Below are 26,184 nucleotides of genomic sequence, written 5' to 3'. Positions count from 1 at the left end.
TATTGAGTTGTTTCATGGTTCTTGTTCTACGGGTTCGAAATAGGTATCGCCGTCGTCGGGATCGTACCACTCGTTGATCCAGAACTGGGCATACAGTATTTCATCGCCGATATTCGATATATTATGCGTATACCACACGGGCATATCGACATAGGCCGGACGCTCGCCGTCGAGGTAATAATCGAGCACCTCGTCGGTACCCACCCGGCGCAGCTGTATGCGGGCCTTGCCCTTGATGACGACAAAGCGCTCCATCTTGCGCGTGTGGTAGTGGTTGCCCCGAGTGACGCCGGGCACCGTGGTCGAGAAGCTCACCTGCCCCCCTACCCCTATCTTCACCGTCTCGACAAAACTGCCGCGTGCATCGGTGTGCTGCACCAGCTGCACCGGGAAGTGCTGCTTCATGTCGATGTAGCTGCGGAAGGTGTTGAACAGATTCCACTCGTGCCGGTTACAGAGCGGCGGGATAATGCCCTGCTCGAGGTAGAGGCTCTTGAACTGGCCGAAGCGGTCGAGCACCTCGCTCACCTTCATGGCAAAGTCGAAGGGCACTTCGTCGCGTTCGACCACCACCTCGGCAATCTCGGACTGACGGCGGATCCGCTTGCAGATGTATTCGCACAACGAACCCACATAGATGAGATGCACCTCGCTGTCCTGCATCACCACCGGCTCCTCGCCGTGGGTCAACTTATAGGCAAACGTAGCGATAAACGAGTTGTAGTTGGGGCGGCCGAAGGGTCCGAAGACATTGGGTACCACCAGCCCGGTGAACGAGGCCCCCTGACGGCGGGCCCACTCCTCGAACAGGCGACGCCCCTCGCGCTTGCTGCGACCGTACTCGTTGCCGCGCTCCTCCTGCGTACTCGACGAAAAGAGCACATAGGGGCGCACCCCGGTCGACTCCATCGCCTCGATGAGCTGGCGCACCAGCTTCACGTTGGTCTCATACAGCACCTGCGCATCGGGGTGACGGTTCATTGCCGCCAGATGCACAATGACATCGCACTGCCGCACAAACGCCTCCAGCCGTTCCCGGTCGGCAAAAAAGGAATCCTCGAAAGGTATCCGCTCGAACACTTCGGACCAGAGCCCCAGCGTATGGTACAGATGTGTACCCACGAAACCGGCCTGCCCGGTAATTCCTACTCGTATCATACCCCCTCCTATGCTTTCAGGTTCAAATCGTCACGCACCAGATCGAGCTTGAGCAGCAATTGCTTCATCTCCTCCACGTCGAGGCGATGCGTGTTGTGAGAATGATAGTCTTCGATTTGCGAAACCACCTTGTTGCCCTCGACAAAATACTTGTCGTAGTTCAAGTCGCGGCTGTCGCACGGGATACGGAAGTAGTTGCCCATATCCACGGCACGCGCCATCTCCTCGCGAGTCACCAGCGTCTCGTACAACTTCTCGCCATGACGGGTGCCGATAACCTTCACCGGCGTATCCTTGCCATAGAGCTGCTTCAGGGCCGTGGCCAGAGTCTCCAGCGTAGCTGCCGGCGCCTTCTGCACGAACAGGTCGCCGTTGTGACCATGCTCAAAAGTATATACCACCAGGTCTACCGCATCGTCGAGCGTCATCATAAAGCGCGTCATATTGGGGTCGGTCATCGTAATCACGGCATTATTCTTCATCTGGTCGATCCACAAGGGGATGACCGAACCGCGGCTCGCCATCACGTTACCGTAGCGCGTGCAGCAAATCGTAGTCGTCGCCGAGTCGCCCAACTGACGCCCCTTGGCGATAGCCACCTTCTCCATCATCGCCTTGCTGATGCCCATGGCATTGATGGGATAAGCCGCCTTGTCGGTCGAGAGCACCACCACATTCTTCACCCCGTGTTCGATAGCCGAGTCGAGAACATTCTCGGTCCCCAACACATTGGTACGCACCGCCTGCATGGGGAAAAACTCGCACGAAGGCACCTGCTTCAAAGCCGCAGCCGAAAATACATAATCGACCCCGGTCATGGCCCCGTCGATACTGCGCTTGTCGCGCACATCGCCAATATAGAATTTTACCTTGGGATTTTGCAGCCGATGGCGCATATCGTCCTGCTTCTTCTCATCGCGACTGAATATGCGAATCTCGCGCACGTCGCTATCGAGGAAACGTCGCAAAACGGCATTACCAAAAGAACCTGTTCCACCGGTAATGAGCAATACCTTATCTTTAAAAATAGACATAATGCATAATTTTAATATCCTCTTTTATATTTTCATTTGATTTTCAACAATATGTCGCCCAATACTTCAAGGGATCTTATCCATGCAGAAACGAGGCTACTGCATCAAAGATAACCAAACGCTTTTTCATACTGTCAATAAATCTCTATAATTTTTTCTGTATTCTGCATAAACGGTATTCAAGTCATATGCTTGCCGAACCTTTTGTAGTGCTCTTTCACAAATCTTATCTGCTTCAACCGGATGATTATGGCACCAATCAATAGCTTCGGCCAGCTGCTTTGAATTGCGCTCTTCCACAAGGATGCCGCACAAGCTGCCATCTGCTCCTGTCAACATATCGGGAATAGCAGCCCGCCTCGTGGAAATAACCATTTTACCCAAACTCATTGCTTCCAGAATGGATATGGGAAATGCCTCACTCTTGTAATAGGTAGGGAGCACCAACACATCCATTCGATTCATAAATTCAATGGCATCTTTATTAGGTAATACACCGTAATATTTTATCCGTTTTCCCCAATCACTACCCGCCATTGTCTTTATCTTGGAAATAAAGTCCATATCACCTCCTCCAACAAGATGTAAAGAAATATTTTCATTAACCGACATCATTGCCGCGACTAATTCTCCAACACCTTTCGAAGGTAACAAATTACCAATAAATGCAACTTGAGTATACTGTTTAGGTATGATGTTCACAACCTGATTCTCCAGATTTATACCATTAGGAGTCAAACGTACTCGGTTTTTCAAGGTATCTATTTTTTGAAGCATTTGATATGATTTCCGATCCAATACCCATATTTGATTGTACTGCTTCATCGACATCAATGTTCCCCAACCAATAAGGCTATGGCTATTTATTGTTTGGGGAATACATCCATAATGACAATGTAAAATGGACTTTATCTTTCTCTTTTTACAGATTCGTCCAATACACCAGTCTCGTAAAACGCCCATAGAGCCACTCGTCGTTGCGTGCATAATGTCGATATGAGTGGTTTCAAGTATAGATTTAATCTCGCGCTTAATCCTAAATAATGCAGCCAATCCTGTTACAACTCTTCCGAAAAAAGAGACTTTCTTTTCTCGAACAGGTGCATTGTCTACACAATAAAGACGATACTCCGATTGAGGAAATTTCTCTCGAAAAACTTGTGCCCATGAAAATATTCCACCGACATTGTGCTCTGGAGCTACAAACAAGACATTTTTCATTGGTATCTACAGTTGTGCAATCTTCTAAAATTCTCTTAATCCTTCGCTTCAAGCATCAATAATACGCCGATAAGAGTTGACAAACGTCTCTTTTGAACAAAGTTGCTCGACTCGCAATCTGGCATTAGCAGCCAGTTCGCGCCGCTGATTGTCCGGCAACTCTATGAATCGCTCGATTGTTCGAACCATATCCTGCACATCATTCGGATCGAACAAGAATCCACTCTTACCCTCCTCCACAATATACGGGTTATCGCAAACCCGGCTACATACAACCGGCACTCCACAGCTCATTGCCTCGCACAAAACATTAGGGAACCCTTCGTAAATCGACGGCAAACAAAACAGATCGGCTTCGTGATACACTCGCTCCACCTCTTGGGTCGGAGCATAAAAAGTAAATATATCGTTCAAACGATACTCCTCTATTTTCTTCTCACACCATGCAAAATAGGAGTCCTTCATCCCGTACCACGAAACCTTCACCGGATAATGTTGACGCACAATATTGACGGCCTCGATAAAGCGAAGAATATTTTTCTGCTCCGATACCCGTCCTACGCCCACAATATGCAGATACGGATGCTCGAATGCCTCCCTCGGCAACGGTTGGAAACGCTCCAAATCCACATAATTGGTTATCACCTCACACCTGGGTGATAAAAGAGGATAATGGTTCTCGACAAACCGAGCTTGAGTATATGAATTACATACAATCTTATCGGCAAACCGATAGCTCCAAAATTTAATACGCTCTTTCCAAGAGAGCCTCTGGGTGGTATTGCGTTCCGAGACAATCAACCGGAACTTGCCCCCTAGCATTTTACAAATGCAGGCGATGATTGACGGCCCATCTAAATAGGCAATGACTGCATCGGGCGAATAAGCAGTCAAATACCGGTAAATGGCATATATCCGAAACCACTTGTTATTGGCTTTTTCCAGATACTCACACTCTACGCCTTGCGACTTGAGAAGCGGTTTATAAAAAGGAATATCGTAATAAGTGACCAGTCGCACGGAGTAGCCATTCTGTTTCAACAGTCCGGCCAATCCCACCATCTGACGTTGGGCCCCACCAGAATTCAGACAATCAATCAAACAAAGTACCTTCTTATCCATTACAGGGAACCTTTTTGAACTGAACTTTCTCACTACCTACAATCAGTCCCAACAGCAAAATATATTCTACATTAGACATAGAGGTAAATCCCATGGAGAAGAGCGATTGAAGGAACCAAATCAACATACACAAATAGGCCGACAAACGCACCCACGAAGATAACGATGACCGATATATGAATCGAAACAGGCCGACGAATATCATCAAATAGAGTACGACACCCACTACACCATTACAAATCAGCAATTCCAACCAGTCGTTATGTGCAAAATTGCCCCAAACTGTTACCGTTTGGGCCATACCATTACCAAACATGAGTGTCCAGAAATTTGTATCATTGTACCAGTGCCCCAGCAACACAGGATAAGCTACGCCTCGGCCGCCTATACCCTCGTTCTGCATAAACTCGATACGGCTCAAAAGCCACTCATTCGATTCATAAGCATAATAAATAAGGTAGCCGGCACCCAAGAACAAGACTACAGCCAAAAGTATGGCTTTCATCGATGCCTTATTCTCTTTGAGATAAAACAATACCGAGAAAAACAAAGCCGCTACCATACATACAATAGCTCCACGTTTGGCCGCAAACATGATGAGCACAATTGACAAGACCAATATTATAGCTGCCAAAATCTTACTCCGCTTCAAAAAAAAAGGTAAGAACGGAAGAATTCCTACTACAAAATATCCACTATTATTCGTCACACCATCCACTCTCAACCATGAAAGTAACGCATGCAACATATAAAAATAGCGAATTAAAGCCAGTAAAAAGAATATCAGTCCAATAGAAACCAAAATATTATTACTTATCTTACCAGATTTTCGGGCAACCACATAGCCGATACAGAACGAAAGCATAAATGCAGATATGCTCTTAAATTGGTCCATTGTATGTACCTCTCCTATTGCCTCGTACACCGTACCGAAAACGACCTGGGGAGAAAACAAAAACGAAGCCGTCTGAACCAAGTAAAAAATCAACCATATCGTTACCCAGAAAGGCTTATGTACATACAATGCAGTTTTCCCGTAATAATAAAGACCTATCAATAAAAAAAAGAAAATAGAAACCTGCGATAAAATACTACCACTGGGATACAAGATACCCTGTAAATAATATAAGAAAAAGAACAGTATCGGGGAAACAAGCCCCACGGGTTTCTGTAATGCCATAAAATTCCGTTTCTAAAAATATACCATCTATTTCAGGACCTGCCGATTTTGGAAACTATTTATTCTTTCGTCTCGAATAACCCCTTGTTCAATAATCAGGCTGTTTTTCAAGACTTCACACTCCAACTCTCTCCCTTCTATAAAATAGTCGATATATTTCACGACCTCTTTACTTAACTCTTTGGAGACTGTTTTATAAAACAAAGCCGGAGTATGGTCTACAACATAATGACGAATACCATCAATCTCGTAGTCCGGATTATCAATCGTCATGGGAACACTTGTCTCTATACCGCCACCCCGGTCACAACTGATGTCTATAATCATCGCACCCGGTTTCATGCGTTTCAAATCTTCCCGCGATATAATATGATCCTTGCGAGAAATGTCCCACAATACCCCATTTACGACTACATCATAGAGTGGTAGCTCTTTTCGGAATAAAGCCTCTGTCTTACGATCATAAACAGTAACCATTGCACCCATATAATTGAGCATGTTCATGGCCCCCCGAGCAACATTGCCTCGACCGATTACGGCCACTCGAGTATGATATGGAAAGATTCCATGCCTCAAATAGGCGTGCATGATAGCAGCCTCTCCGGCAATCTCGTTGTTCCTCCAAAAAGAGTGACGCCCCATTTCGTACATGTCTTCCCAGGCGTACGCCGACAATTTGCTTGCAATCACCCGGTCGGTAATATCTCTGTTCTGAACAGCATGCAACCATCCAAAAACGATTTGTCCCGACAGTTCGTTCAAGTATTCGGCATCTCCCACCTTAGGGTCACATATCACATCTTTCTTCAAAATCTCAGCCCGGTCACAAACGCCGCCAATACCCTCGTTCAGATAGCAGCTATCGTCATATCCCAATATGGAACCATAGCCTTTCTCGATATAGACATGCTCTTTATTCTTTATAGACTTCACATCGCAAGGCAATAGAGCCCGACGATGTTCATTCTCCTTTTTACTTATTACAAATCCTATCGTCCTCATAATAAAAATCGATACGCTCAGTTTTTCAAACAAATCATCGACCCAAACAGCCAATCGGTCTCTTCCAGTAAATTCCCGTCGAAACCACTCGCCGGATAAAAGGTCATTTCACCAAAATAAATGGCTCCTGCATGATTGTATAAATCGACCCTCACAAACGGGATTCCTCCCGACAACTTTTCGGCCAGACGGAACATTTCGTTCATACCGGACGGCTCGGGTAACGTAAAATCAACAGGAGCCTCTTTCCCCCTTTTATTCAATCGTAAAAGAGTCCAATCTCTATTAAAAAAATAAAATTTCGGACTTCCTATACTACGGTCTATACAAACCATCACACAATAAGCCTTACCGTCAAAACAAAAGAACTTATAATCGGCCAGTTCGCCACGTTCATCTGCTATATATTTCTCGGCAATAATCCGAGGCTTCACCTGTTTATATGGCCACTCCTTCGTCTCGGCATATATATCGCGTTGCATAGAGCGTTTCAATTTCGATAAAGCAGACTGTTCATCAAAATTTTTTTTATTACGACAAACAACGACGCCCTCGCCTCCTCCATCGTGAGTAGTCTTCAATACGAATTGATCGGGTAAACGAGACATATCAATATCCTCTACCCCCGACCACACGGCCCATGTGGGAATAATATACTTCTCACCAATAATAGAAGCCACATACTTCTTAGCCTCATATTTATCTACCATCTGAGTATATAATGGATTGTGATCGTGCAACTTCAGCCATTGTAACTTTTCATTGAATGTGACCGGATGTTTGAGGTGCAACGGGTTCCTCATTTCAAGGAAATACACTAACCTTAAATAGACCGAATCACTATACAAGAAATTCGTTTTTTTGACAATAGCCAACAACAAACGTCGTGGCGATTTTATATAATCAATAATCCTCTGCATCTAACTATGAGTTTTTGCTTTCATCAACCGCTTAGCCATGAGATAAATCGATACGCCTATAGCTCCCCTTATTGCCAACAGCACGAACGCAACTCCCACATAACTAAATCGGGGGACCAGAATCCAGGCCAAAGCGAAGCCAACCAGAGACCACACAACATATATGTCGCGTATCAAATTTTCTTTTCCTACGAGGACCAAATAATTAGTACCATAAGAATTGGACAGAAATAAAAAAATTGGCGACAATGCCAAGATGCGAATAACAGTTGCCGAATCGGAAAAATTGGGCGTCAAGAATATATCGACAAAGAGATTGGCTCCCAAAAACATAAGCAAACTCATCAATATGGCTATAGTTCCCGTAATTTTTACATAGAGGCTATGCTTCTCCTCGTGCCGGGCCAGGAACGGGAAAAAAGCTCTCGAAAGAACCTGTGTCAACTGATCGACTATCCCGTGAAATTTTTCTCCGCCCGAATAGATACCTGTTGCACCGTCTCCACAATAGGTCCGCAACAAGATTACCGAAAAATTATTATATAAGTTGGGAACAATCAAACTTATAAACATATTTGTCGAATTTTTCAATCGTCTGAAAATCGGACCAAACTTCGGGAATCGCACATAAATACCATAACGTTTTACCAAAACAAACATGGCTATTATACCGCTAACGATGTATCCGCAAGCCACCAAAAGCGGCTGAAACATATAATCGCTCTGCTCACGAATAACGACAAACACCAATACCGTAAATATCAGTTTCGACAGCACATTCAAGATAGTAATATATTTCATCTGCTCAAATGCCTGAAACAGCCACTCAGGAAACAGTATATGTCCTGGTATATAGGCAAAAGTCAACAACAACAGCAACTCTGTTTCTTTTGACAGCGAAAACAAGGGCAACAATGAAAAAAGCAAAAAGAAACATATCGCCATCAAGGTTAGTTTCGAAAAAATCACCTCACTGAATATTTGCGAAACCACATCTATATCTTCACGAGCCCGAGCGGCATCACGAGTCGCCGTATAGTTGAACCCCCAATCCACGACAGTCTCTACAATCACAATTACTGCCGTAGCAAAAGCTATCGCTCCAAATTTTTCTACCCCTATCACACGCGTAAGATAAGGCAAAGTAATAAGGGGAAAAACAAACGATATGATTTTGAGGATGGACAAATAGAAAAAATTTCCTACCAATCCCCGTATATCCTGATTCTGAAAAAGCGATTTTATTTTCGACTTGTTCAACCGCATTATTCTTCCCGACAATTATACGTCTTGTACCAGTCCACAAAGTGAGCAATTCCCTCGCTTAATGTCACTGAAGGTCTAAATCCGAAAGTCTGTTCAAATTTCGACGAATCGGCATAAGTTTGATACACATCGCCAGCCTGCATCGGATACATCTCCAACTGGGCTTTCTTACCCATATTCTCTTCTATAATGTGAATAAAGTCCATCAAAGGTACCGGGTGGCCGCATCCTACATTATAAATATCGAATACATGGTCTTTGTCTCGGGTATAATCTATTGCTCTTATGGTAGCCTCCACAATATCATCGATATAGGTAAAATCTCTCGACAGATTGCCTTGATTGAACACCTTTATGGGACGCCCTTCGTCAATCGCTTTTACAAAGAGTGAAGGAGCCATGTCGGGACGGCCCCAAGGCCCGTAAACCGTAAAATATCGCAAACCCGTAGTAGGTATGCCATACAAATGGGCATAGACATGAGCCATCAGTTCATCGGCCTTTTTGGTAGCAGCATACAGGCTCACGGGCTTATCGGTCTTATCCTCTTCCGAAAAAGGCACATGGGTATCCATACCGTACACACTGCTCGACGAGGCAAACACAAAATGGGAGACCGGATAGTGTCTTACACATTCCAAGAGATTGACGAACCCTACCAAATTACTTTCGACATACGCATAAGGGTTATCTATGGAATATCTTACTCCGGCCTGGGCTGCCAAGCTACATACCTTATCAAACTTCTCTTCTCGGAAAAGAGATTGCAATGCCTCCCGATCCGCCAGATCTATCTTGACAAATCTCAATCGGTCGTATCGATGGCTCTGCACAATTACCCCATCTGCTATCTCCTCTTTTTCAATTCCCAACAAAGCTAAACGGGAATATTTCAACTCTATATCATAATAATCGTTCAGATTATCAAGTGCTACGATATCATAACCATGGTCTATTAAGCCTTGGCACAAATTACTTCCTATAAATCCGGCACCACCGGTAACCAATATTTTCATCATTCAAATTTATATCTTCTCCAAATAGCTGCCCGGTATATAGACCGTAGCTACGGTAAAGAGGTTGTCTATGCGTACCACCACGCGGCGATGGCCGGCTATGCGCACCAGTTCGCCTTCGATGCCGGCAAAGCTGCCGGCGACGACCCGTACGCGGTCGCCCCGACGCAGGTCGTGAGGCAGCACCTCGATTTCGTTCTTGTGGTGTTCTACCAGATAGATGAAGTCCTCCATCTGCTTGTCGGGCACTCGCAACAGCGAGCGGCTGGAAAAGTCGCGAACATACCGCATGGGGTAACCATAGTCGTTGATAAGCGAAATGCACTCTTTTTTACAACCATGAACGAATATCAACCCGCTGATAAAAGGGACTTCGACCTTCTTACGCTTTCCGCCAATCTCTTTGACGGTTTCGCAAAAAGGGATAAAGTGCTTCACCCCCATGCGGGTAAGAAGCTCCTTTATCTTGCGTTCCTGGCGATAGGTTTTCGCCACATACCACCCTTCTTCTTCAGCATCCTGCATATTCGGTTCGGTTTTGACAAAGCCTAAGCTTCCAGGCGACAAAACGTCGTCCTCGACTACATCAGGCACTCCTGCTATCTCTTGCATTTTAACCTCTTAAACAGAGTTGTAAATACAATTTAACTATGCAAATATAACGAGAAATGGTTACATTTTAATATTATTTACGCTATTATTCCCAATAGATAAAAAAAATCAAAAGCCCTCTTATACGACTTCTTAAAAGGGCGCTACAAAAAACACCGCCATCCCCCTCATACCGAGGAGAATGGCGGCTCCATCATCTTCACTAAAACAGATAAAAAATAAGAACGCTTTATCTAAGGATTAACTCACTTATCCGATGCAAGAGTTATGCGATAGAGTTCTGTGCCTGGGGCTCGTCTTTCTGAGGCTCTTGTGTGGGAACGCTGTCGGTGGGCTCCTCGTTCAAGCCAAGCAGATAGAGATTGGCCTGGGGCTCGTCTTTCTGAGGCTCTTGTGTGGGAACACTGTCGGTGGGCTCCTCGGTCAAGCCAAGCAGATAGAGATTAGCCTGGGGCTCGTCTTTCTGAGGCTCTTGAGTGGGAACACTGTCGGTAGGCTCCTCGGTCAAGCCAAGCAGATAGAGATTGGCTTGAGGCTCATCCTTTTGCGGCTCCTGCGTGGGAACACTGTCAGTGGGCTCTTCGGTCAGGCCAAGCAGATAGAGATTGGCTTGAGGCTCGTCTTTCTGAGGCTCTTGAGTGGGAACGCTGTCGGTAGGAGCCGGCTCCTCATTCAAACAGAACAGAGACATTTTGCTCTGGGGTTCTTGAGAGGGGACACTGTCAGCGGGAGCCGGCTCTTCATTCAGACCGAACAGACTTGCCTCTCCTTGGGGGTCCTGTGCAGGGACACTATCGGTTTGTGCCGGTTCTTCGCTCGGGCTCTGTGCATACGATACAAAAGATGAAACGCTAACCGACATCATAAATACTGCGACTGATAACATTAACTTTTTCATAATTCCACATTTTTAAGTTATACACTCTATTATTCCATTCTTCGCCTAATGAAAATACAATCGCCGTGCCAATGGCGCCAATATGCACATAAAGCTCTATTTATTAAGATATTAAAAAATAATACCACTTGTAGCATAGTGTGGAATAGTGTGGAACAGATGTGGAGTGGTGTGGAAAAATTCCACACCACACACCCAAAAAGCATCGGGACACCCCAATTGGAGTGCCCCGATATAGATGTACGGGAACCGAGATCGAAAGGCGACAATCACCCCCACCCGCCCGGCTTCACTCGATGTGATACAGTTTGAGTTTGTTGTAGAGTGTCTTGCGATCGATGCCCAGCATTTCGGCCGCCCGGCTCTTGTTGCCTGCACAGTGTTGCAGAGCGGCCACAATCTTGGTGCGTTCGCTCTCGGGGTCGTGCAATGCGGCCGTCCGTTTCGCAGACTCGGCAACCTCCAGTCCCAGATGTTCCACCCCGACGGGAGCTCCTTGCGACAGCAGGGCGGCCCGCATTACGGTATTGCGCATCTCGCGCAAGTTACCGGGCCAGCGATAGCGACAAATCTGCTCCATGGCATCGGGCCGGAATCCCGGGACGGGCTTCTCCAACTCGCGATTGGCCTGGTCCAGAAAGAAGTTGGCAAAGAGTGGAATATCTTCGCCCCGCTCACACAGGCGAGGCATATGGATGGTAAACTCATTGATGCGGTGATACAAATCTTCGCGGAAGGTACCCGCGGCTATGGCAGCCTTCAAATCTTCGTTGGTAGCGGCAATCAACCGCACATCGACCTTAATATCGGTCGTGGTACCTATCGGCTTGACCCTCCGCTCCTGCAACACCCGGAGCAGTTGTATCTGCACGTCGTAACTGAGATTGCCTATCTCGTCGAGAAATATCGTGCCTCCGTCGGCCTCGACAAAGGCTCCCACCTTGTCTTCGATAGCCCCCGTAAACGACCCCTTCTTATGACCGAAGAACTCGGAGGCGGCCAACTCCCTGGGGATGGCTCCGCAATCGATGGCCACAAACGGACGGTCGGCTCGCTTGCTCAACTGGTGTATCCGCTTGGCCACATACTCTTTACCTGTACCACTCGCCCCGTTGATTAAGACCGACATGCTGGTAGGGGCTACCAACCGTACATACGAATAGAGCTGCCGGGCAGCTTCGCTCTGCCCCTCGAGATAGCCGGGCTCTTCGGGTGCAGCCTTTGGCTTGGGCTGCTTCGGTTCGACGGCACGGGCGGCGGCCCCGAGTACCTCGTTGATTTTTTGCAACAGATCTTCGGGATTGACCGGCTTGGCTATATAATCCTTGGCCCCCAGTTTCATGGCCTGGACGGCCGAGGGGATGGCTGCATAACTGGTCATCACGATAACCGGCACCGGTTGCCGCCGGGCATTGAGCCACTCCAGCAGGTCGATGCCTTCGCCATCGGGCAGCCGCAAGTCGCACAGCACCAAGTCGACGGCTTCGTCCTGCAGTGCACGCCGGGCCGCTCCCACCCCCGAAACCGAGGTGATGGCAAAGCCCTTTTTGGTAAGCCACGTCTGCAGCATGAGGGCAAATGTAGTATCGTCCTCGACGATAAGAATATGGTTCATGGTTGTTGTTCCTCCTTTCTTAAAATAGCTTGCAACTCGTCCCGTATCTGCCCGGCACAGGCGAGCAGAGGGGTCAAGTGTTCCGACAGGCTATCGCTCCACGGGGCAGCCCCCTCCTCTTCCAGTCGCGAAAGCAACGGCAGCATGTCCGAGAGCTTCAGCATGGCAAAAAGCGGCTGCCATTTGTGAGCCATACGGGTAACGACTACCCCGTTGCGCGTCTCGCGAGCCTGCTCCAGCTCTTCGATCTGGGTCGTAAGTTCGTGCAAGAGGGTTTCCAGTATCTTCACACGGGCGGCCCGGTCGTCACCGGCAAACACGGTGAGCGGCGAAAAGTCATATCGCCCCTGCGACTCTTCACCTTCGGCGGTCACAGGCTGCGGCTCGGCTACGGCCCGAGGTACCTCGTGCCAAATGGCCGACAGGCAGTCGGACAGCTGTGCCAACGAGAAGGGTTTGCGTAACACACGCGAAAAGCCTTCGGACAACAGACGCTCCGAATCGCTGCGGGCCGTAACCACGACTACGGGAATATCCCGGGCCCGGGGCACCGACGAATCGCGCAACGATTTCAAGAACTGCACACCATCCATCTCGGGCATCTGCATATCGGTAAAGACGGCGTCGAAGGGTTCGTGCTCCAGATAGCTGACCACCTCTTCGGGCCGCACACAGGAGACCGCCTCCACGCCGAGTTGTTTCAACTGGTTTTCAAAGAGGGTCAATTGTATCTTGTCGTCGTCGAGCAACAGGCAGCGGCGCCCGGCAAAGGCGGGAGCTTCGGGCTCGGCCTCGCCGTCGACCTTGTCGAGCGGAATCTCTACGGTGAAGGTACTGCCCACCCCCTCCTGGCTGCGCACATCGAGCCGGCCGCCGAGCAGGTCGACCAACTGCCGGGTAATCGTCAAGCCCAACCCGAAGCCTTCGATGCCCTGAGCCGACGACAAGCGGGTAAAGGCCTGGAATATCTGTTCCAAATCGTCACGGGCAATGCCCCGCCCCGTATCGCTCACCGAGAAGACCAGGTATTGTCCCCGCACGAATAGATGCACGGTGACCCGTCCCCGGGCGGTAAACTTCAACGCATTGGAGAGCAGGTTGTCGACAATCTGCTGGATGCGCAACGGATCGCCCGCAAAGGTGGCATTGGCCGACGGTTCGGCCTTCAACTCCAGCGTCAACTGCTTCTTCTCGGCCACCGGCTGCATGGCCGAGACAATCTTCTCGAACAACACCCGCGGATTGAAGGTAAGGTGATTGACATCGAGTTTATGCGACTCCAGCCGATAAAAGTCGAGCAGGTCGCTCACCAGCGACAACAGATGGTCGGACGAGGCCTTCATATTTTGCAGATAGAACCGCTGCCGCTCGCTGTTGTCGAGCCTCATCATCAGTTCTACATATCCGATAATCGAACTGAGCGGAGCCTTGAAGTCGTGCGTAATTGTCAGCATCAGCTTCTCGCGAGCCTCCAGCAGCTCTTCGGCCCGACGGCGGGCCTCCTCCAGTTCGCGACGCCAGCGGTCGTCGCGCATCCAGCCCCGCCACACCATGATGCCGAATATCAACGCCAGCACGATAGCCCCCGAGGCCACCCCCACCAGAGCATTCATCGACTCCTGGCGGATAGCCTCGTTGCGGTCGAGAATCCGCTCCGAGACCAACAGTTGCTCCTGCTCGAAGCTACTCATCAGCCGGCCTATCTGCCCGCTCAACCGCTGGTTGTCAAACCGCAGTCGCCAGCGTTCCCGCTCGAGGGCCTGCTTCGAGAGCTCGCGACTCTCGTGAAAACCGCTCTCCATGGCCTTCAGGTCCAGAGCCAGCGAATCGCTCAAGGCCCCAATCCGCCGCGACTCCGACCGAATGCTGTCAAGTCCGCCCGGCGACTTGCCCGATATGGCATCGGCTATGCGACCGAACAGATTGCGCCGCTTGCGCTTCTCCATGAGCGAATCGCTCTTCTGGGCCAACTTTTGCTGATGGGCATGAATAAGGAGCAAGGAGTCTTGCTGACGCATGATGTCGTCGAACTTGCGATTTTGTTCCTCGGCCACATCGATCGACGTACTCATCAACCGACGGATGACCGAATTTTTCCGATTCAACAGATAGACAATGCTGTCGATACGCGACAACTGCACCGAGTCGGCAGTGATGTTACACAACGAATCGACGCACGACACGGCATCGTTCATCAAACGCCGGTACACCGGATAATCGGAATAGCGTCCCCACACCAGCGATTGCCCCAGCGTCTCGGTACGATAGAGCAGCGACAGCGCATCGGATACTCGATGGCGCTTGGCCGTCATATCCTCCTCAACCTCACGCACCGATACCAACAGCCCTATCTCGTGATAGACAAACCACGAGGAGGAGAGCAGCACGACAACGAGCAGCAAATATCCCCACAACGCCTTGTTGCGGGTAGCTTTTCGGGAATAGGAAGCCATAGTTCACGATTTGGCGGTGAAGATAAAAAAATTTCCACAAAAACCATCCCCTCCTCCCCCCGCTATTTTTCATTCCACCTCTTCCTCCCTACCCGAAACGGCCCCACGCCTGCCCCCCAACTACATGCCGGCCATCAGCATCGGCCGCCATTCATGACATACACTCGGGGGCATCACACCTTTTTAATAAAGAGGGACGAAAAACAGCCCCTGTCCACGGATCAAAACGCACCACGGCCTGCCACAGGTTTCCCGTTCACTTCTGCCGCCTGCTTACCCTACCCATCCCCCTCCCCAAAAACGGTCCGGACCGGATCCGTTTCACAGCTTTACAGCGATATATCCCGTTTTTTATACCCCACTCATACAGAAACGGAAAATATGAACATACAGTAGGGAAATCTCATCGCGATAAAGCATATATAACTACCTATTTTTGCAGTGGATAAATGAAACAAACGTTATGAAGAGACTTTTATTTACATTTGCTGTTCTCTCTACGCTTTTTCCTCTTAAAGCGCAGGAGACGCTCACGCTCGAGCAGTGTCTGCTCATGGGCATCGAAAACAACCTCCAGCTACAGACGAGGCGCAACGACATCACGAAAGGCAAACACAATGTTACCGAAAACCGTGCCAAACTGCTGCCTCAAATCAACGCCGTAGGGTCGTTCAACGACAACTTCAATCCGCCCGTATCCGTAACCGACGGCTCGGCCTACGGCAACCCCTACAACGTGACCAAGACCTTGCAGTACAACGCTTCGGCCGGGCTCCAGTTGCAGATGCCTCTCTATAACCAGACACTGCTCACAGCGCTCGACATCACGAAGATGATGGACCGCATCAACCGCCTCTCTTACGACAAGGCCCGCAACGACCTCATAGAGCAGATAACCCGCATGTACTATCTCGCCCAGAGCACGGCAGAGCAGATTGCCATCATCAAGGACAACATCGCCCGACTGGAAGAGCTGCGAGATATTACCGTAGCCTTTTTTGACAACGGTATGGCCATGGATGTCGACGTGAAGCGAGTGAACATCAACCTGGAAAATCTGCAAGTACAATGCGACAACGCCGAGGCCATGCTCACGCAACAGACCAACATGCTGAAGTATGTAATCGACTATCCGGCCGAAAAGCCCATAGCCCTTACCGCAGTCAATGCGGCAAGCGTCGAGGATATTGAACTCACCGGACTTTACGAGTCGTTGCCCGAGCTACAGCTGTTGCAACAACAGAGCGAACTGGCCAACAAGCAAGAGACGATGATTCGGCAAGGCTACCTGCCTTCACTCTCGCTCACAGGCAACTTCACCTACTCGGCTTTCACCGACAAGTTCTGCAACTGGTTTCACTCCGGCCCCTCCAACCACTGGTACAACTCATCGGGTCTGGGCATCACGCTGCGTATCCCAATATTCGACGGACTCGAGAAACGCTCCAAGATACGCAAGGCCAAACTCGATGCCGAGAACGCCCGCCTGGCCTACAACGACGCCCTCAAAGGGTTGCACACCCAATACCTCAATGCAACCTGCGACCTCATGAACAGCAGGCGCAACTTCACCAAGCAACTCGACAACTACCGGCTTGCCGAGGAGGTCTACGCCGTTACGGCCGACCGCTACCGCGAAGGCATAGCCTCGATGACCGAAGTGCTCCAAGACGAGATGCAGATGAGCGAAGCTCAAAACAGCTATGTGACCGCTCACTACAACTATCGCGTGACGGCCTTGTCGCTCTTGAAACTGACCGGCAAACTCGACTCTCTGCTGAAATAGACCTTTTCACAGAGCAACCGAACAGCGCACAAACACACTCATAATCAACCATTTTAGAATTTACTTCAATGAAAACTCCGAACAACAACATACAGAAAACCAACACCCTGGAACAACAAGCCAAAAGATTACGGAAACAGCGCTCCCGCCAAATCGTAGCCAGCATCTTCGGCATTATAATCCTCGTATGCGGCATTGTGAAAATATCAATGATTTTTCTCGACTACAAAAATACCGAAACCAGCAACGATGCCCAGATAGAACAATATATCTCGCCGGTCAACCTTCGTGCCTCGGGCTACATCAAGCGAGTATGTTTCACTGAACACCAGAACGTAAGAAAGGGTGACACCCTCTTGATCCTCGACGACCGCGAATACCGCATTCGCGTGATGGAAGCCGAAGCTGCGCTGAAGGATGCTTTAGCCGGCGCATCGGTCATAGGACAGACACTGCAGACGACACAGGCTTCGGCCTCGGTCTACGAGTCATCGATTGCCGAGGTTAAGATACGCCTGGCCAAACTCGAGAAAGACCGCACCCGCTACCAGAACCTGCTTGAACGCAATGCCACAACACCGATACAACTGGAGCAAATCGAGACCGAATACGAGGCTACCCAGAAAAAACTGGCCGGACTGATAAGCCAGCAAAAGGCTGCCATATCGGGTGTGAACGAGGTATCTACCCGCCGCCAAAGCACCGAGGCTGCTGTCGAAAGAGCCCGCGCCGCACTCGAGATGGCCCGCCTCAACCTCTCCTACACCGTAGTCGTGGCTCCTTGCGACGGCAAACTCGGACGCCGTGCCGTCGAGGACGGGCAGTATGTTTCGGCCGGACAGACTCTCACCTACATCATACCCGACACCCAGAAGTGGGTGATTGCCAACTACAAGGAGACCCAGGTCGAAAACCTGTATGTAGGTCAGGAGGTAGCCATTACGGTAGATGCTCTTGACGGACATGAGTTCAAGGGACGCATCTCGGCCATCTCGGGAGCCACCGGTTCCAAATACTCGCTCGTTCCTACCGACAATTCGGCCGGTAACTTCGTGAAAATACGCCAGCGAATCCCGGTCAGAATCGACTTCACCGATCTGTCCGAAGCCGACAACGAACGCCTGGCTGCCGGCATGATGGTAATCGTAAAAGCTAAAATCGATTAAGCAAGCTGGCTCGTGAAGCATCTCTCACAAAAAGCTTAGAGTCATGAAACAAAATACGATAAGCCTCACCTATGGGGCAAAATATAAGAACTACCCGTTCTACAACTGGGTACCCAAGCCGCTGGGCATCATACTGCTGATACTGCTGTTTATCCCCATCCTCACCGTAGGTGGCGTTTATACAGCCAACAGCGGCGAAATGACAAGCGGACTGGGCATACAGTCGGAACACATACAGTTCGTGGGGTTCGTCACCTCCGTGGGCATGGCGGCCTTCTCGCCCTTCTTCTACCAGTTGGTGTGCATACGCCGCGAAAAGATGATGTGTGTCGTAGGGTTCTCCCTGATGTATCTTCTCAGCCATGTCTGCGCCATCACCGACAGCATATTTGTACTGGCCCTGTGCAGCCTCATCATGGGGTTCTTGCGCATGGTACTCATGATGGTCAATCTGTTCTCGCTCATACGCTACGCTTTCGGCATGGAAGCTACGCAAAACATCACACCGGGCAACGAACCTGTCGATGAAGAGGGATGGGACCGACTCGACTCGGAGAAGAGCAAGAGCATGCCGATAATATATCTGTTCTTCATGATTCTGGGACAGTTGGGTACATCGCTCACGGCATGGCTGGCTTATGAATACCAGTGGCAAGACGTGTACTACTACATGATGTGTATGACGCTCGTAGCTATACTCATCGTCCTCGTCACCATGCCTTACCACACCTACAACAACCGGCGTTTCCCCATTACGTTCCGCAAGTTTGGCAATGTGGCCGTTTTCAGCGCCATGATGACCTGCGGCATCTACGTTCTCGTGTATGGCAAAACGCTCGACTGGTTCTCCGACCCCACCATCGTACGCTCCACGATACTTACGGTAGTCTTTGCCCTCGTGTTCTTCTACATGGAGTGGTCTCACCAATCGCCCTACTTCCTCATGGGGGTATTCCGCCTGCGCACCATCAACATGGGTATCGTCCTGTTCCTCCTGCTCATGGTATTCAATACCAGTTCGATGTTTGTCAACGTGTTTACCGGCATGAGCATGAAAATAGACAACTGGCAGAATGCCGCCTTGGGCAACTGGAGCATGCTGGGCTATTTCATCGGGGCCGTGATAGCCATCTTCCTGGGCTCCCGCAACGTAAAGCTGAAATATCTTTTCGCTTTAGGTTTCTTGCTCATCGGCCTGTCGTCCCTGTTCATGTATTTCGAAGTGCAGACCGACGGTCTGTACGAGAGGATGAAGTACCCGGTAATCATACGCTCGACCGGCATGATGCTCATCTACTCCCTCACGGCCGTGTATGCCAACCAACGCATGCCCTACAAGTATCTGTCGACCTGGATATGTATCATGCTCAGTGTGCGTATGGTTATTGGCCCGGGTATCGGTTCGGCCCTCTATTCCAACGTGCTCCAGCACCGCCAGCAGCACTACATCACAATGTTTGCTCAAGATGTAGACCGCATCAACCCCCAGTCGGCCGCCGACTACGACCAGACGGTAAACGGGATGCGCTGGCAAGGCCGCAGCGAGACCGAGGCCGAACACATGGCTGCCACGTCTACTAAAGGCAAAATACAAGTGCAGGCCACCCTCTCGGCCGTCAAGGAGATGTCGGGGTGGACCTTCTACGGTTGTATCATTTCAATGCTCTTCGTACTCATTTATCCATACAAGAAGAGGGAATTATCTGCTTGGCGGGAATAACAACCCGCCAAGTCAGATAATTTTTATTACCTTAGTGGCGATAAATATTTGCCCCTATGGAAAAAACACTTTATGAAAAGGCTACGGCCCGGCTTGACACGCTGCAAGAAATGATGTCGGGCCAGGCCGATGTGTGCTCGTCGGGGGGTACCGTTTCTGATTTCCCGGCATGTATGAAAGAGGGGTTTATCAGTTTCGGTATAGGCCTCATCGTGTGCCACGAAGGCGAGTTCGAGTTCACCTTGTCGGGCCGCTCCTACAAGGCCAGCCGCAACGAAACCGTCTTTATGCCCGAGGGGGGTCTCTTCCGCGTTACACGGCAATCGGCCGACGTGCTCCTGAGCCTCATCATCTACCACACCGAATCCATCCGCGACATCATGGGGGCCATGGTACAATCGGTACACCTCTATACCCTCATGTCGTCCAACATACCCTGTGTGTGGAGTACCGGCTGCGAAAACGACATCGCCCGGTACATCTCCCTGATAAAGGCCAAAGATATTTCGTCCGAAGATTTCTTTTCGATCAACGAGCACAAGTTGCTGCTGCTATCACTCACCTACCGGCTTTGCTCCGTGTTCAGCCAGAAATTCCTGTCGAACAGCCCGACCCATGCCCGGCGCACCGAGATATTTCTGAAACTGATACGACTCATCGACCGCCACTTCATGCACGAGCGGGGTGTGGCATTCTATGCCGACAAGCTATGCCTCTCGCCCAAATATCTGTCAGAACTATCAAAATCGGTTTGCGGATATACCGTTCAAGAACTGGTATTCAAAAACATAACACGCAAAGCCATGTCGCTGCTCGACAGCACCCACAAGACCGTAGCCGAAATTTCCGACGAACTCAATTTCCCTACCCCATCGAGTTTCGGCACATTTTTCCGCAAGCAAACAGGCTTATCGCCTCAAAAATATCGCAACCAAGCATAAACCGAAGTACAACAATCATTACCGACACCTATGGAAATTTTGTTTTACCAATACCCTCCATGCAGCACCTGCCGCAAAGCGGCCCAATGGCTGCGCGACCATCACATCGAGGTAACAACCCGGCACATCGTAGAGACTCCGCCCACGGCTCAAGAGCTCGTCCAATGGATTGCCCGCAGCGGGTTGCCTCTGCAAAAGTTTTTCAACACCAGCGGCCAGCGATACCGCGAGCTGCGGGTGAAGGAGCGCATCCTCACCGCCCAGCCCCAGGAGCTGATCGAGCTGCTGGCCTCGGACGGCATGCTCATCAAACGCCCGTTGCTGGTCACCGGCGACCGGGTGCTCGTGGGTTTCGCCCCCACCCAATGGGAAGAGGCTCTATGCCCCCAGTCGAAATAACGGTACACCGCCACCCCCGAAGCGGACAAACCGAAGCAAACAAAAAGAAAATTAAAGAGTTTTACTTGCACGATTCGCAAAGAAACACTACCTTTGCGCCGCTAATGCAAATACTAACCAATTAAAAAATTTCAAATGGCAACAAAAATCAGATTACAGCGCTTTGGTCACAAAGACTATGCGTTCTATCAAATTGTAATCGCCGATAGCAGGGCACCACGTGATGGTAAGTTTATTGAAAGGATAGGTTCTTATAATCCGAACACTAATCCTGCTACAATAAATTTGAATTTCGAACGGGCTTTGTATTGGCTGACAACGGGTGCTCAACCCACCGACACCGTGCGCAACATCCTCTCTCGTGAAGGTGTATTGCTGAAAAAACACTTGCTGGGCGGTGTAAAGAAAGGTGCTTTTACCGAAGAAGTTGCAGAACAACGCTTCGAAGCCTGGTTGAAAAACAAGAAATCGGCTACCGATGCTGAAAAGGCTAAAATCTCTGCCGCTAAAGACGCTGCTGCCAAGAAACGTCTCGAAGACGAAGTAGAGAAGAACAAAGTGAAAGCCGAAGCTGTTGCTGCTAAGAAAGCTGCCGAAGCTGCCGCCAAGGCCGAGGCTGAAGCCGCTGCCAAAGCAGAAGCCGAAGCTGCCGCTGCTGCAGAAGCTCCCGCCGAAGAAGCAGCTCCCGCTGCCGAAAATGCTGAATAATCCAAAACTTAGACAGCATATCGAGACGGAGTATCCACACCAGGATACTCCGTTCTCTTTTTATAAACACCTCTCTACTCCGCACCCTACCCTCTCGCACCCCTGCCGCCAAGGAGAATTTAACACATCGATTGATTCCATTAAAGCCCATTCGCGACTTTTTTTATAAAAAAGGATAAAATAAATTCCTTTTCCTACTAGGGACCCTACTCGATATAGAGTTATTATATATGATAAAATTTTTTTTTGCAAAAAACAGATTTGCAAGCCTATTTTACGGGGGGGGTAACCATGAAAAACAGATGATCGAAAAAAAACAGATAATCGAGAAACATCCAATAAGAACACATTTTTTTCACTAAACTTTTATATCATGAGAAAACATTTTTTACTATTCTCTCTATTGTTTGTTCTCTTGCCATTCTTCACGACACAGGCACAGGAGAATAAAGCAATCAACATTCCACAACTCAACATCAACTGGAGCACCTCGGCCTACCGACTGGAAGTACCCGAAACAATCTTGGGCGACCGTAACGGTGGTGAAACCGACCGCACAGGAAAATCGTTTACCCTGTCGGCCTGGATCAACATGGACCAGTTTACCAATGGTAGCTACAACAACAAGGGAAATGTAATTATGGGTCACGGCGCCCGCTTTCACTTCAACTACAACGGCAGCCTGGTATTGGCTACAACAACCGACGGTACCCTCAAAATCATTTCGGGAGGTGGCAACACCGTGTCGGGCAATATCAATGCAACCATCGACTTGAATACCTGGACCTACCTGACGCTGGTCTACGACAACAGCGACTTTTCGGTAAAGGTCTACAAAGACGGTACACTGGTCGACTCTCGCAACAACGGCTCGCAATTGACTCTCTTTGGCGACGACCCCTGTATCTTCTTCGTGGGTGGTGCCGGTTTCTCGGGCCTCTGCGACGAAATGCAGTTCTATAACAAAGCTCTTACGGCCGACGAAGTAGCCCAAGCCTACAACAACAATCCTCAGGGCGTCTCGGGTCTGACTGCCTGGTACGACTTCAACGAAATCGAGAGCGGAACAACCGGTACGTTTGCCAACAAGGCTACCGGCTCGGCTCATGCCGACACCAAGGCTGTATTCTATAACCTCACCAACGCCACGCTGAGCAGCGACGGTGGCTATACCTCTATTAAGGCCTTTACCGAAACTGCTCCTACCTTGGCCGAAGGCCGCACGATTGAGACCACCACGATGTACACCGTAACCGTGCCCGAGACCGTAGAGAACGGAACCCTCTCGGTCATGAGCGGCGAAACGGCCCTCAACGCCGGTGAAAACCAGGTAGAGGCCGGTACCGAATTGACCATCACGGCTACGCCGAGCGAAAACTATTTCGTAGAGTCGCTTACCGTAAACGGTACTCCCGTTGAAAACGGCGGCACTTATGTAGTGAACGAAAATGCCACCATCGCCGTTTCGTTTGCCGAAATCGAAATGCACAGCGTATCGGTTGCCATCGACGAGAGCGTAGACTATCAAATCACCATGGACGGCGAACCGGTCGAAGACCTCACTTCGATAGTTGCCGGCAGCAAACTGACGCTGACCATCAACACTCTGCCCCAAGGTAAGAAACTCGCATCGGTAACCCTCGGCGACGAACCCCTCGAGGCTAACGAAGACGGCACCTACACCTTCACGGTAACTGCCGACGCTACCCTCACCGTTACACTGGCCGACATTGCCTACTATACCGTAACCTTGCCCGAAACCGTAGAGAACGGTACACTTACTGTTATGAAGGGCGACGTAGCCCTCAACCCCGGCGAGAATACCCAAATCGAAGAGGGTACTACCCTGACCATCACCGCTACCCCCAACTCGGGTTATGAAATACTCTCGCTCCTGATCAACGGCGAAGAGAAGATTGACGAAGTAGCCGACAACACCTACACCATCGCTTCGCTCGACGGAGACGTGACTGTCGAAGCTGCCTTCAGCGAAAAGGTTCTCTACTGGCAAATCACCTGCATGGTTGAAGGTAACGGTACGGTTACCATCTACGACGAAGAGGGCACGCAATACCCCAGCGGTTACAGCCAGATTCCGTCGAATGTAGACATGAGACTGGAATTCGAGCCGGCCGAAGGATACGAAATCGTTGACTTCTACGAAACCGATGCCGAAGGCGAAACCACTTCGTTGCTGACTCAGATTCAATCGAATGTATACAATATCGGCCGCCTCACCGGCAACCACATCTACAACGTGAAGTTCAGTGCTATCAGCGGCATCGAAGAAACCATCGACGCCCTCTCGATCTACTGCAACGCCGGCATGCTCTATGTAAACGGCCTGGGCGAGAACGCTACGATTGAAATCTACGACATCACCGGCAAACTGGTGAAAGTGGCTCACGAAGCTCCCGTCAATGTAAGCGACCTGTACAACGGCTGCTACATCGTGAAGGTAGCGATGAACAACGCCGAGAAGATGGTAAAATTTATCAAACGATAAGCCTTTGCATTTCGACCGACCGACGGTAATCCGTTGCGGTCAATAACCAACCAATCGGGGCCGCCTCGCATCGCGAAGCGGCCCCGATTCTTTACACCTCTTCCTGCCGGCATCGATAGTCCCCGAAAACGATACAACGGGGGGAAGAAAAAAACAAGGGTCATATCTTCGTCGCGATATAGTCCCTGTTGTATATCATAAATCGGGAATCGAATATTCTATCAAATCATTTCTCGCAGCACCCTTTGGAGAAAGTCTTATCCCCTTGACAACACTGCCACAACCGCTTTTCTGCTCATACCTGCCAGCGGTCTCGACAAAACGCCCGACTCCACCTCATACAAAGGCAAAGCTATTTCAAATGTGCATCGAACGTAACAAGCAGCGTCACGCCACTGGCCTCTTTTTTGGAGTACATGATGCCGATTGTATGGCCTTCCCAGTAGCCCTGGTATCCGGCAGACATACCCCATTTGTGCTTCTTCATTTCTATACCCAACATATTCAATTCGCGGCACATCTGTTCGGCTACGTTTTTCACGTTTTTCGCCTCGGTCTTCACATGAAACTGAACCGACTTGACAGAGTCGCTCTTCTCATCTACGCTGCTAACCGATACATAGTCTACCACATAATCCGCATAAGGGAACTGCACGTTGGCAAACAGGGTCGGCTGGCCAGAAAAGTCCTTATCGGTACGGACGTTGGTAAATAAGGACGGGGTCGTCAGAGCCACGCCTTGCAATACAGAGAAGGAAATCTGGCGAGTATTCACCACCCCCAAAGGACGCTCCAGCATCATCGCCACGGTGAGCGGGAAAGTCTTGTCGATGTATTTCGTATAGTCCACCAAAGCCTCACGGTCATCCGACTCGCCGTAATACAGAATCACCCGGGTCTCCTTCTCCACACCGTCCTCTTCCAGCAGGCCGGTTTTACTGTTCACGCTGCGATGCCGCACCTCCCGCTCAACCCAGTTGCCCTTATCGTCATAGCGGAGTATCCGGTAGTTATCCACGCTCAGCAGGGTGAAATTATTATAGAACACCGACTTCTCGATACGCTCAGCGGCCGAGTTGTATTTATACATGGTGGTCATTTCGCCCAGCAAAGCCACATCGTTTTCAAAAACGAGCAGCCCGTTTAACTCATCATATTGATACTCTGTACACAACTGATTACAACGCTCCAGAAGATAGCCGTCGGGACTGTATTTGCCTGTATCCTGTACGGCTTGATTGTTGACCGAGATCAAGCGGCCGTCGAAATCATAAGTATATACCTCGTCTCCACTTTTTATCATTTTCACATGGCCATAGGCATCCTCGACAACGGCATCGTAATACTTCTGCGCCCCGACCGAAGGAATGCTCAACAGCAAAACGGCACATAGGGAAACAATCCTGTTTTTCATATCTGTCCTAACTTTTAGGCCACAGCCAACCACGTGACGGAAAGAGG

At 49.7% G+C, this 26,184-nt stretch carries 21 protein-coding genes; 7 read left to right on the top strand and 14 right to left on the bottom strand.

The window, feature by feature from the left end; genetic code table 11:
- Positions 1-12 precede the first annotated feature (12 nt).
- The 13 genes from NW211_RS11800 to NW211_RS11740 form a co-directional block, all read right to left on the bottom strand.
- Complete coding sequence (locus NW211_RS11800; protein WP_258327950.1) at positions 13-1,158, bottom strand: NAD-dependent epimerase/dehydratase family protein; 1,146 nt, start codon at positions 1,156-1,158, stop codon at positions 13-15.
- An 8-nt stretch (positions 1,159-1,166) separates the two neighbouring features.
- The gene (locus NW211_RS11795) at positions 1,167-2,192 is read right to left on the bottom strand and encodes a polysaccharide biosynthesis protein (protein WP_258327949.1); all 1,026 of its coding nucleotides are present in this window, start codon (positions 2,190-2,192) and stop codon (positions 1,167-1,169) included.
- Between the two features lie 126 nt (positions 2,193-2,318).
- Entirely contained in the window at positions 2,319-3,413 is a 1,095-nt protein-coding gene (locus tag NW211_RS11790; RefSeq protein ID WP_087409166.1) for a glycosyltransferase family 4 protein, read from the bottom strand.
- A gap of 48 nt (positions 3,414-3,461) precedes the next feature.
- A complete protein-coding gene (locus NW211_RS11785; protein WP_087409167.1) occupies positions 3,462-4,535 on the bottom strand; it encodes a glycosyltransferase family 4 protein in 1,074 nt (357 codons plus the stop codon).
- Complete coding sequence (locus NW211_RS11780; protein WP_087409168.1) at positions 4,528-5,715, bottom strand: O-antigen ligase; 1,188 nt, start codon at positions 5,713-5,715, stop codon at positions 4,528-4,530. Before NW211_RS11780 ends, NW211_RS11785 begins: the two co-directional genes overlap by 8 nt.
- Before the next feature lie 27 nt (positions 5,716-5,742).
- Positions 5,743-6,717 (bottom strand): N(5)-(carboxyethyl)ornithine synthase, encoded by a 975-nt coding sequence (locus NW211_RS11775; RefSeq protein ID WP_258327948.1) that lies wholly within the window; start codon positions 6,715-6,717, stop codon positions 5,743-5,745.
- A gap of 17 nt (positions 6,718-6,734) precedes the next feature.
- Positions 6,735-7,637 carry an ATP-grasp fold amidoligase family protein gene (locus NW211_RS11770; RefSeq protein ID WP_087409170.1) on the bottom strand — a complete coding sequence of 301 codons (903 nt, stop codon included), beginning with the start codon at positions 7,635-7,637 and terminating at the stop codon, positions 6,735-6,737.
- Positions 7,638-8,903, bottom strand: coding sequence for an oligosaccharide flippase family protein (locus NW211_RS11765; protein ID WP_087409171.1), 1,266 nt, complete (start codon positions 8,901-8,903; stop codon positions 7,638-7,640).
- Positions 8,903-9,919, bottom strand: a complete 1,017-nt coding sequence (locus NW211_RS11760) for an NAD-dependent epimerase/dehydratase family protein (RefSeq protein ID WP_087409219.1) — start codon at positions 9,917-9,919, stop codon at positions 8,903-8,905. The genes NW211_RS11765 and NW211_RS11760 overlap by 1 nt, the downstream gene beginning before the upstream one ends.
- Positions 9,920-9,928: 9 nt before the next feature.
- On the bottom strand, positions 9,929-10,444 hold the full coding sequence (locus NW211_RS11755; RefSeq protein ID WP_258327947.1) for a UpxY family transcription antiterminator: 516 nt from the start codon (positions 10,442-10,444) through the stop codon (positions 9,929-9,931).
- 352 nt (positions 10,445-10,796) lie between these two features.
- Positions 10,797-11,222, bottom strand: a complete 426-nt coding sequence (locus NW211_RS11750) for a hypothetical protein (RefSeq protein WP_258327946.1) — start codon at positions 11,220-11,222, stop codon at positions 10,797-10,799.
- Between the two features lie 496 nt (positions 11,223-11,718).
- Positions 11,719-13,044, bottom strand: a complete 1,326-nt coding sequence (locus tag NW211_RS11745; protein WP_087409174.1) for a sigma-54 dependent transcriptional regulator — start codon at positions 13,042-13,044, stop codon at positions 11,719-11,721.
- Positions 13,041-15,497, bottom strand: coding sequence for an ATP-binding protein (locus tag NW211_RS11740; protein WP_087409175.1), 2,457 nt, complete (start codon positions 15,495-15,497; stop codon positions 13,041-13,043). Before NW211_RS11740 ends, NW211_RS11745 begins: the two co-directional genes overlap by 4 nt.
- A 463-nt stretch (positions 15,498-15,960) precedes the next feature.
- On the opposite strand from NW211_RS11740, the gene NW211_RS11735 reads away from it, so the two are divergent.
- The 7 genes from NW211_RS11735 to NW211_RS11705 all read left to right on the top strand — a co-directional run bounded on the left by NW211_RS11735 (position 15,961) and on the right by NW211_RS11705 (position 24,723).
- Complete coding sequence (locus NW211_RS11735; protein WP_258327945.1) at positions 15,961-17,283, top strand: TolC family protein; 1,323 nt, start codon at positions 15,961-15,963, stop codon at positions 17,281-17,283.
- Positions 17,284-17,351: 68 nt separating this feature from the next.
- Positions 17,352-18,449, top strand: coding sequence for an HlyD family secretion protein (locus tag NW211_RS11730; protein ID WP_087409177.1), 1,098 nt, complete (start codon positions 17,352-17,354; stop codon positions 18,447-18,449).
- Positions 18,450-18,492: 43 nt separating this feature from the next.
- The gene (locus NW211_RS11725) at positions 18,493-20,169 is read left to right on the top strand and encodes an MFS transporter (RefSeq protein WP_258327944.1); all 1,677 of its coding nucleotides are present in this window, start codon (positions 18,493-18,495) and stop codon (positions 20,167-20,169) included.
- A gap of 56 nt (positions 20,170-20,225) precedes the next feature.
- Positions 20,226-21,110: an AraC family transcriptional regulator gene (locus tag NW211_RS11720; protein ID WP_241147849.1), complete on the top strand. Its 885-nt coding sequence runs from the start codon at positions 20,226-20,228 to the stop codon at positions 21,108-21,110.
- Between the two features lie 30 nt (positions 21,111-21,140).
- A complete protein-coding gene (locus NW211_RS11715; protein WP_087409179.1) occupies positions 21,141-21,509 on the top strand; it encodes an arsenate reductase family protein in 369 nt (122 codons plus the stop codon).
- A gap of 135 nt (positions 21,510-21,644) precedes the next feature.
- Entirely contained in the window at positions 21,645-22,217 is a 573-nt protein-coding gene (locus tag NW211_RS11710; protein ID WP_087409180.1) for a 30S ribosomal protein S16, read from the top strand.
- A gap of 373 nt (positions 22,218-22,590) precedes the next feature.
- Positions 22,591-24,723: a LamG-like jellyroll fold domain-containing protein gene (locus NW211_RS11705; RefSeq protein WP_258327943.1), complete on the top strand. Its 2,133-nt coding sequence runs from the start codon at positions 22,591-22,593 to the stop codon at positions 24,721-24,723.
- A gap of 352 nt (positions 24,724-25,075) precedes the next feature.
- Here the strand turns inward: NW211_RS11705 and NW211_RS11700 are convergent, their stop codons facing one another.
- Entirely contained in the window at positions 25,076-26,137 is a 1,062-nt protein-coding gene (locus NW211_RS11700; protein WP_258327942.1) for a hypothetical protein, read from the bottom strand.
- Positions 26,138-26,184 lie beyond the last annotated feature (47 nt).

The organism is Barnesiella sp. ET7 (assembly GCF_024733785.1).
In the GTDB taxonomy this organism is placed as follows: domain Bacteria; phylum Bacteroidota; class Bacteroidia; order Bacteroidales; family Barnesiellaceae; genus Barnesiella; species Barnesiella merdigallinarum.
This window is presented reverse-complemented; position numbering and strand designations above follow the sequence as displayed.

Bases quoted from the DNA above. Each gene is read 5' to 3' on its own strand.
- NW211_RS11800 (WP_258327950.1), bottom strand. From the start codon at position 1,158: ATGATACGAGTAGGAATTACCGGGCAGGCCGGTTTCGTGGGTACACAT.
- NW211_RS11795 (WP_258327949.1), bottom strand. From the start codon at position 2,192: ATGTCTATTTTTAAAGATAAGGTATTGCTCATTACCGGTGGAACAGGT.
- NW211_RS11790 (WP_087409166.1), bottom strand. From the start codon at position 3,413: ATGAAAAATGTCTTGTTTGTAGCTCCAGAGCACAATGTCGGTGGAATA.
- NW211_RS11785 (WP_087409167.1), bottom strand. From the start codon at position 4,535: ATGGATAAGAAGGTACTTTGTTTGATTGATTGTCTGAATTCTGGTGGG.
- NW211_RS11780 (WP_087409168.1), bottom strand. From the start codon at position 5,715: ATGGCATTACAGAAACCCGTGGGGCTTGTTTCCCCGATACTGTTCTTT.
- NW211_RS11775 (WP_258327948.1), bottom strand. From the start codon at position 6,717: ATGAGGACGATAGGATTTGTAATAAGTAAAAAGGAGAATGAACATCGT.
- NW211_RS11770 (WP_087409170.1), bottom strand. From the start codon at position 7,637: ATGCAGAGGATTATTGATTATATAAAATCGCCACGACGTTTGTTGTTG.
- NW211_RS11765 (WP_087409171.1), bottom strand. From the start codon at position 8,903: ATGCGGTTGAACAAGTCGAAAATAAAATCGCTTTTTCAGAATCAGGAT.
- NW211_RS11760 (WP_087409219.1), bottom strand. From the start codon at position 9,919: ATGAAAATATTGGTTACCGGTGGTGCCGGATTTATAGGAAGTAATTTG.
- NW211_RS11755 (WP_258327947.1), bottom strand. From the start codon at position 10,444: ATGCAGGATGCTGAAGAAGAAGGGTGGTATGTGGCGAAAACCTATCGC.
- NW211_RS11750 (WP_258327946.1), bottom strand. From the start codon at position 11,222: ATGTCTCTGTTCTGTTTGAATGAGGAGCCGGCTCCTACCGACAGCGTT.
- NW211_RS11745 (WP_087409174.1), bottom strand. From the start codon at position 13,044: ATGAACCATATTCTTATCGTCGAGGACGATACTACATTTGCCCTCATG.
- NW211_RS11740 (WP_087409175.1), bottom strand. From the start codon at position 15,497: ATGGCTTCCTATTCCCGAAAAGCTACCCGCAACAAGGCGTTGTGGGGA.
- NW211_RS11735 (WP_258327945.1), top strand. From the start codon at position 15,961: ATGAAGAGACTTTTATTTACATTTGCTGTTCTCTCTACGCTTTTTCCT.
- NW211_RS11730 (WP_087409177.1), top strand. From the start codon at position 17,352: ATGAAAACTCCGAACAACAACATACAGAAAACCAACACCCTGGAACAA.
- NW211_RS11725 (WP_258327944.1), top strand. From the start codon at position 18,493: ATGAAACAAAATACGATAAGCCTCACCTATGGGGCAAAATATAAGAAC.
- NW211_RS11720 (WP_241147849.1), top strand. From the start codon at position 20,226: ATGGAAAAAACACTTTATGAAAAGGCTACGGCCCGGCTTGACACGCTG.
- NW211_RS11715 (WP_087409179.1), top strand. From the start codon at position 21,141: ATGGAAATTTTGTTTTACCAATACCCTCCATGCAGCACCTGCCGCAAA.
- NW211_RS11710 (WP_087409180.1), top strand. From the start codon at position 21,645: ATGGCAACAAAAATCAGATTACAGCGCTTTGGTCACAAAGACTATGCG.
- NW211_RS11705 (WP_258327943.1), top strand. From the start codon at position 22,591: ATGAGAAAACATTTTTTACTATTCTCTCTATTGTTTGTTCTCTTGCCA.
- NW211_RS11700 (WP_258327942.1), bottom strand. From the start codon at position 26,137: ATGAAAAACAGGATTGTTTCCCTATGTGCCGTTTTGCTGTTGAGCATT.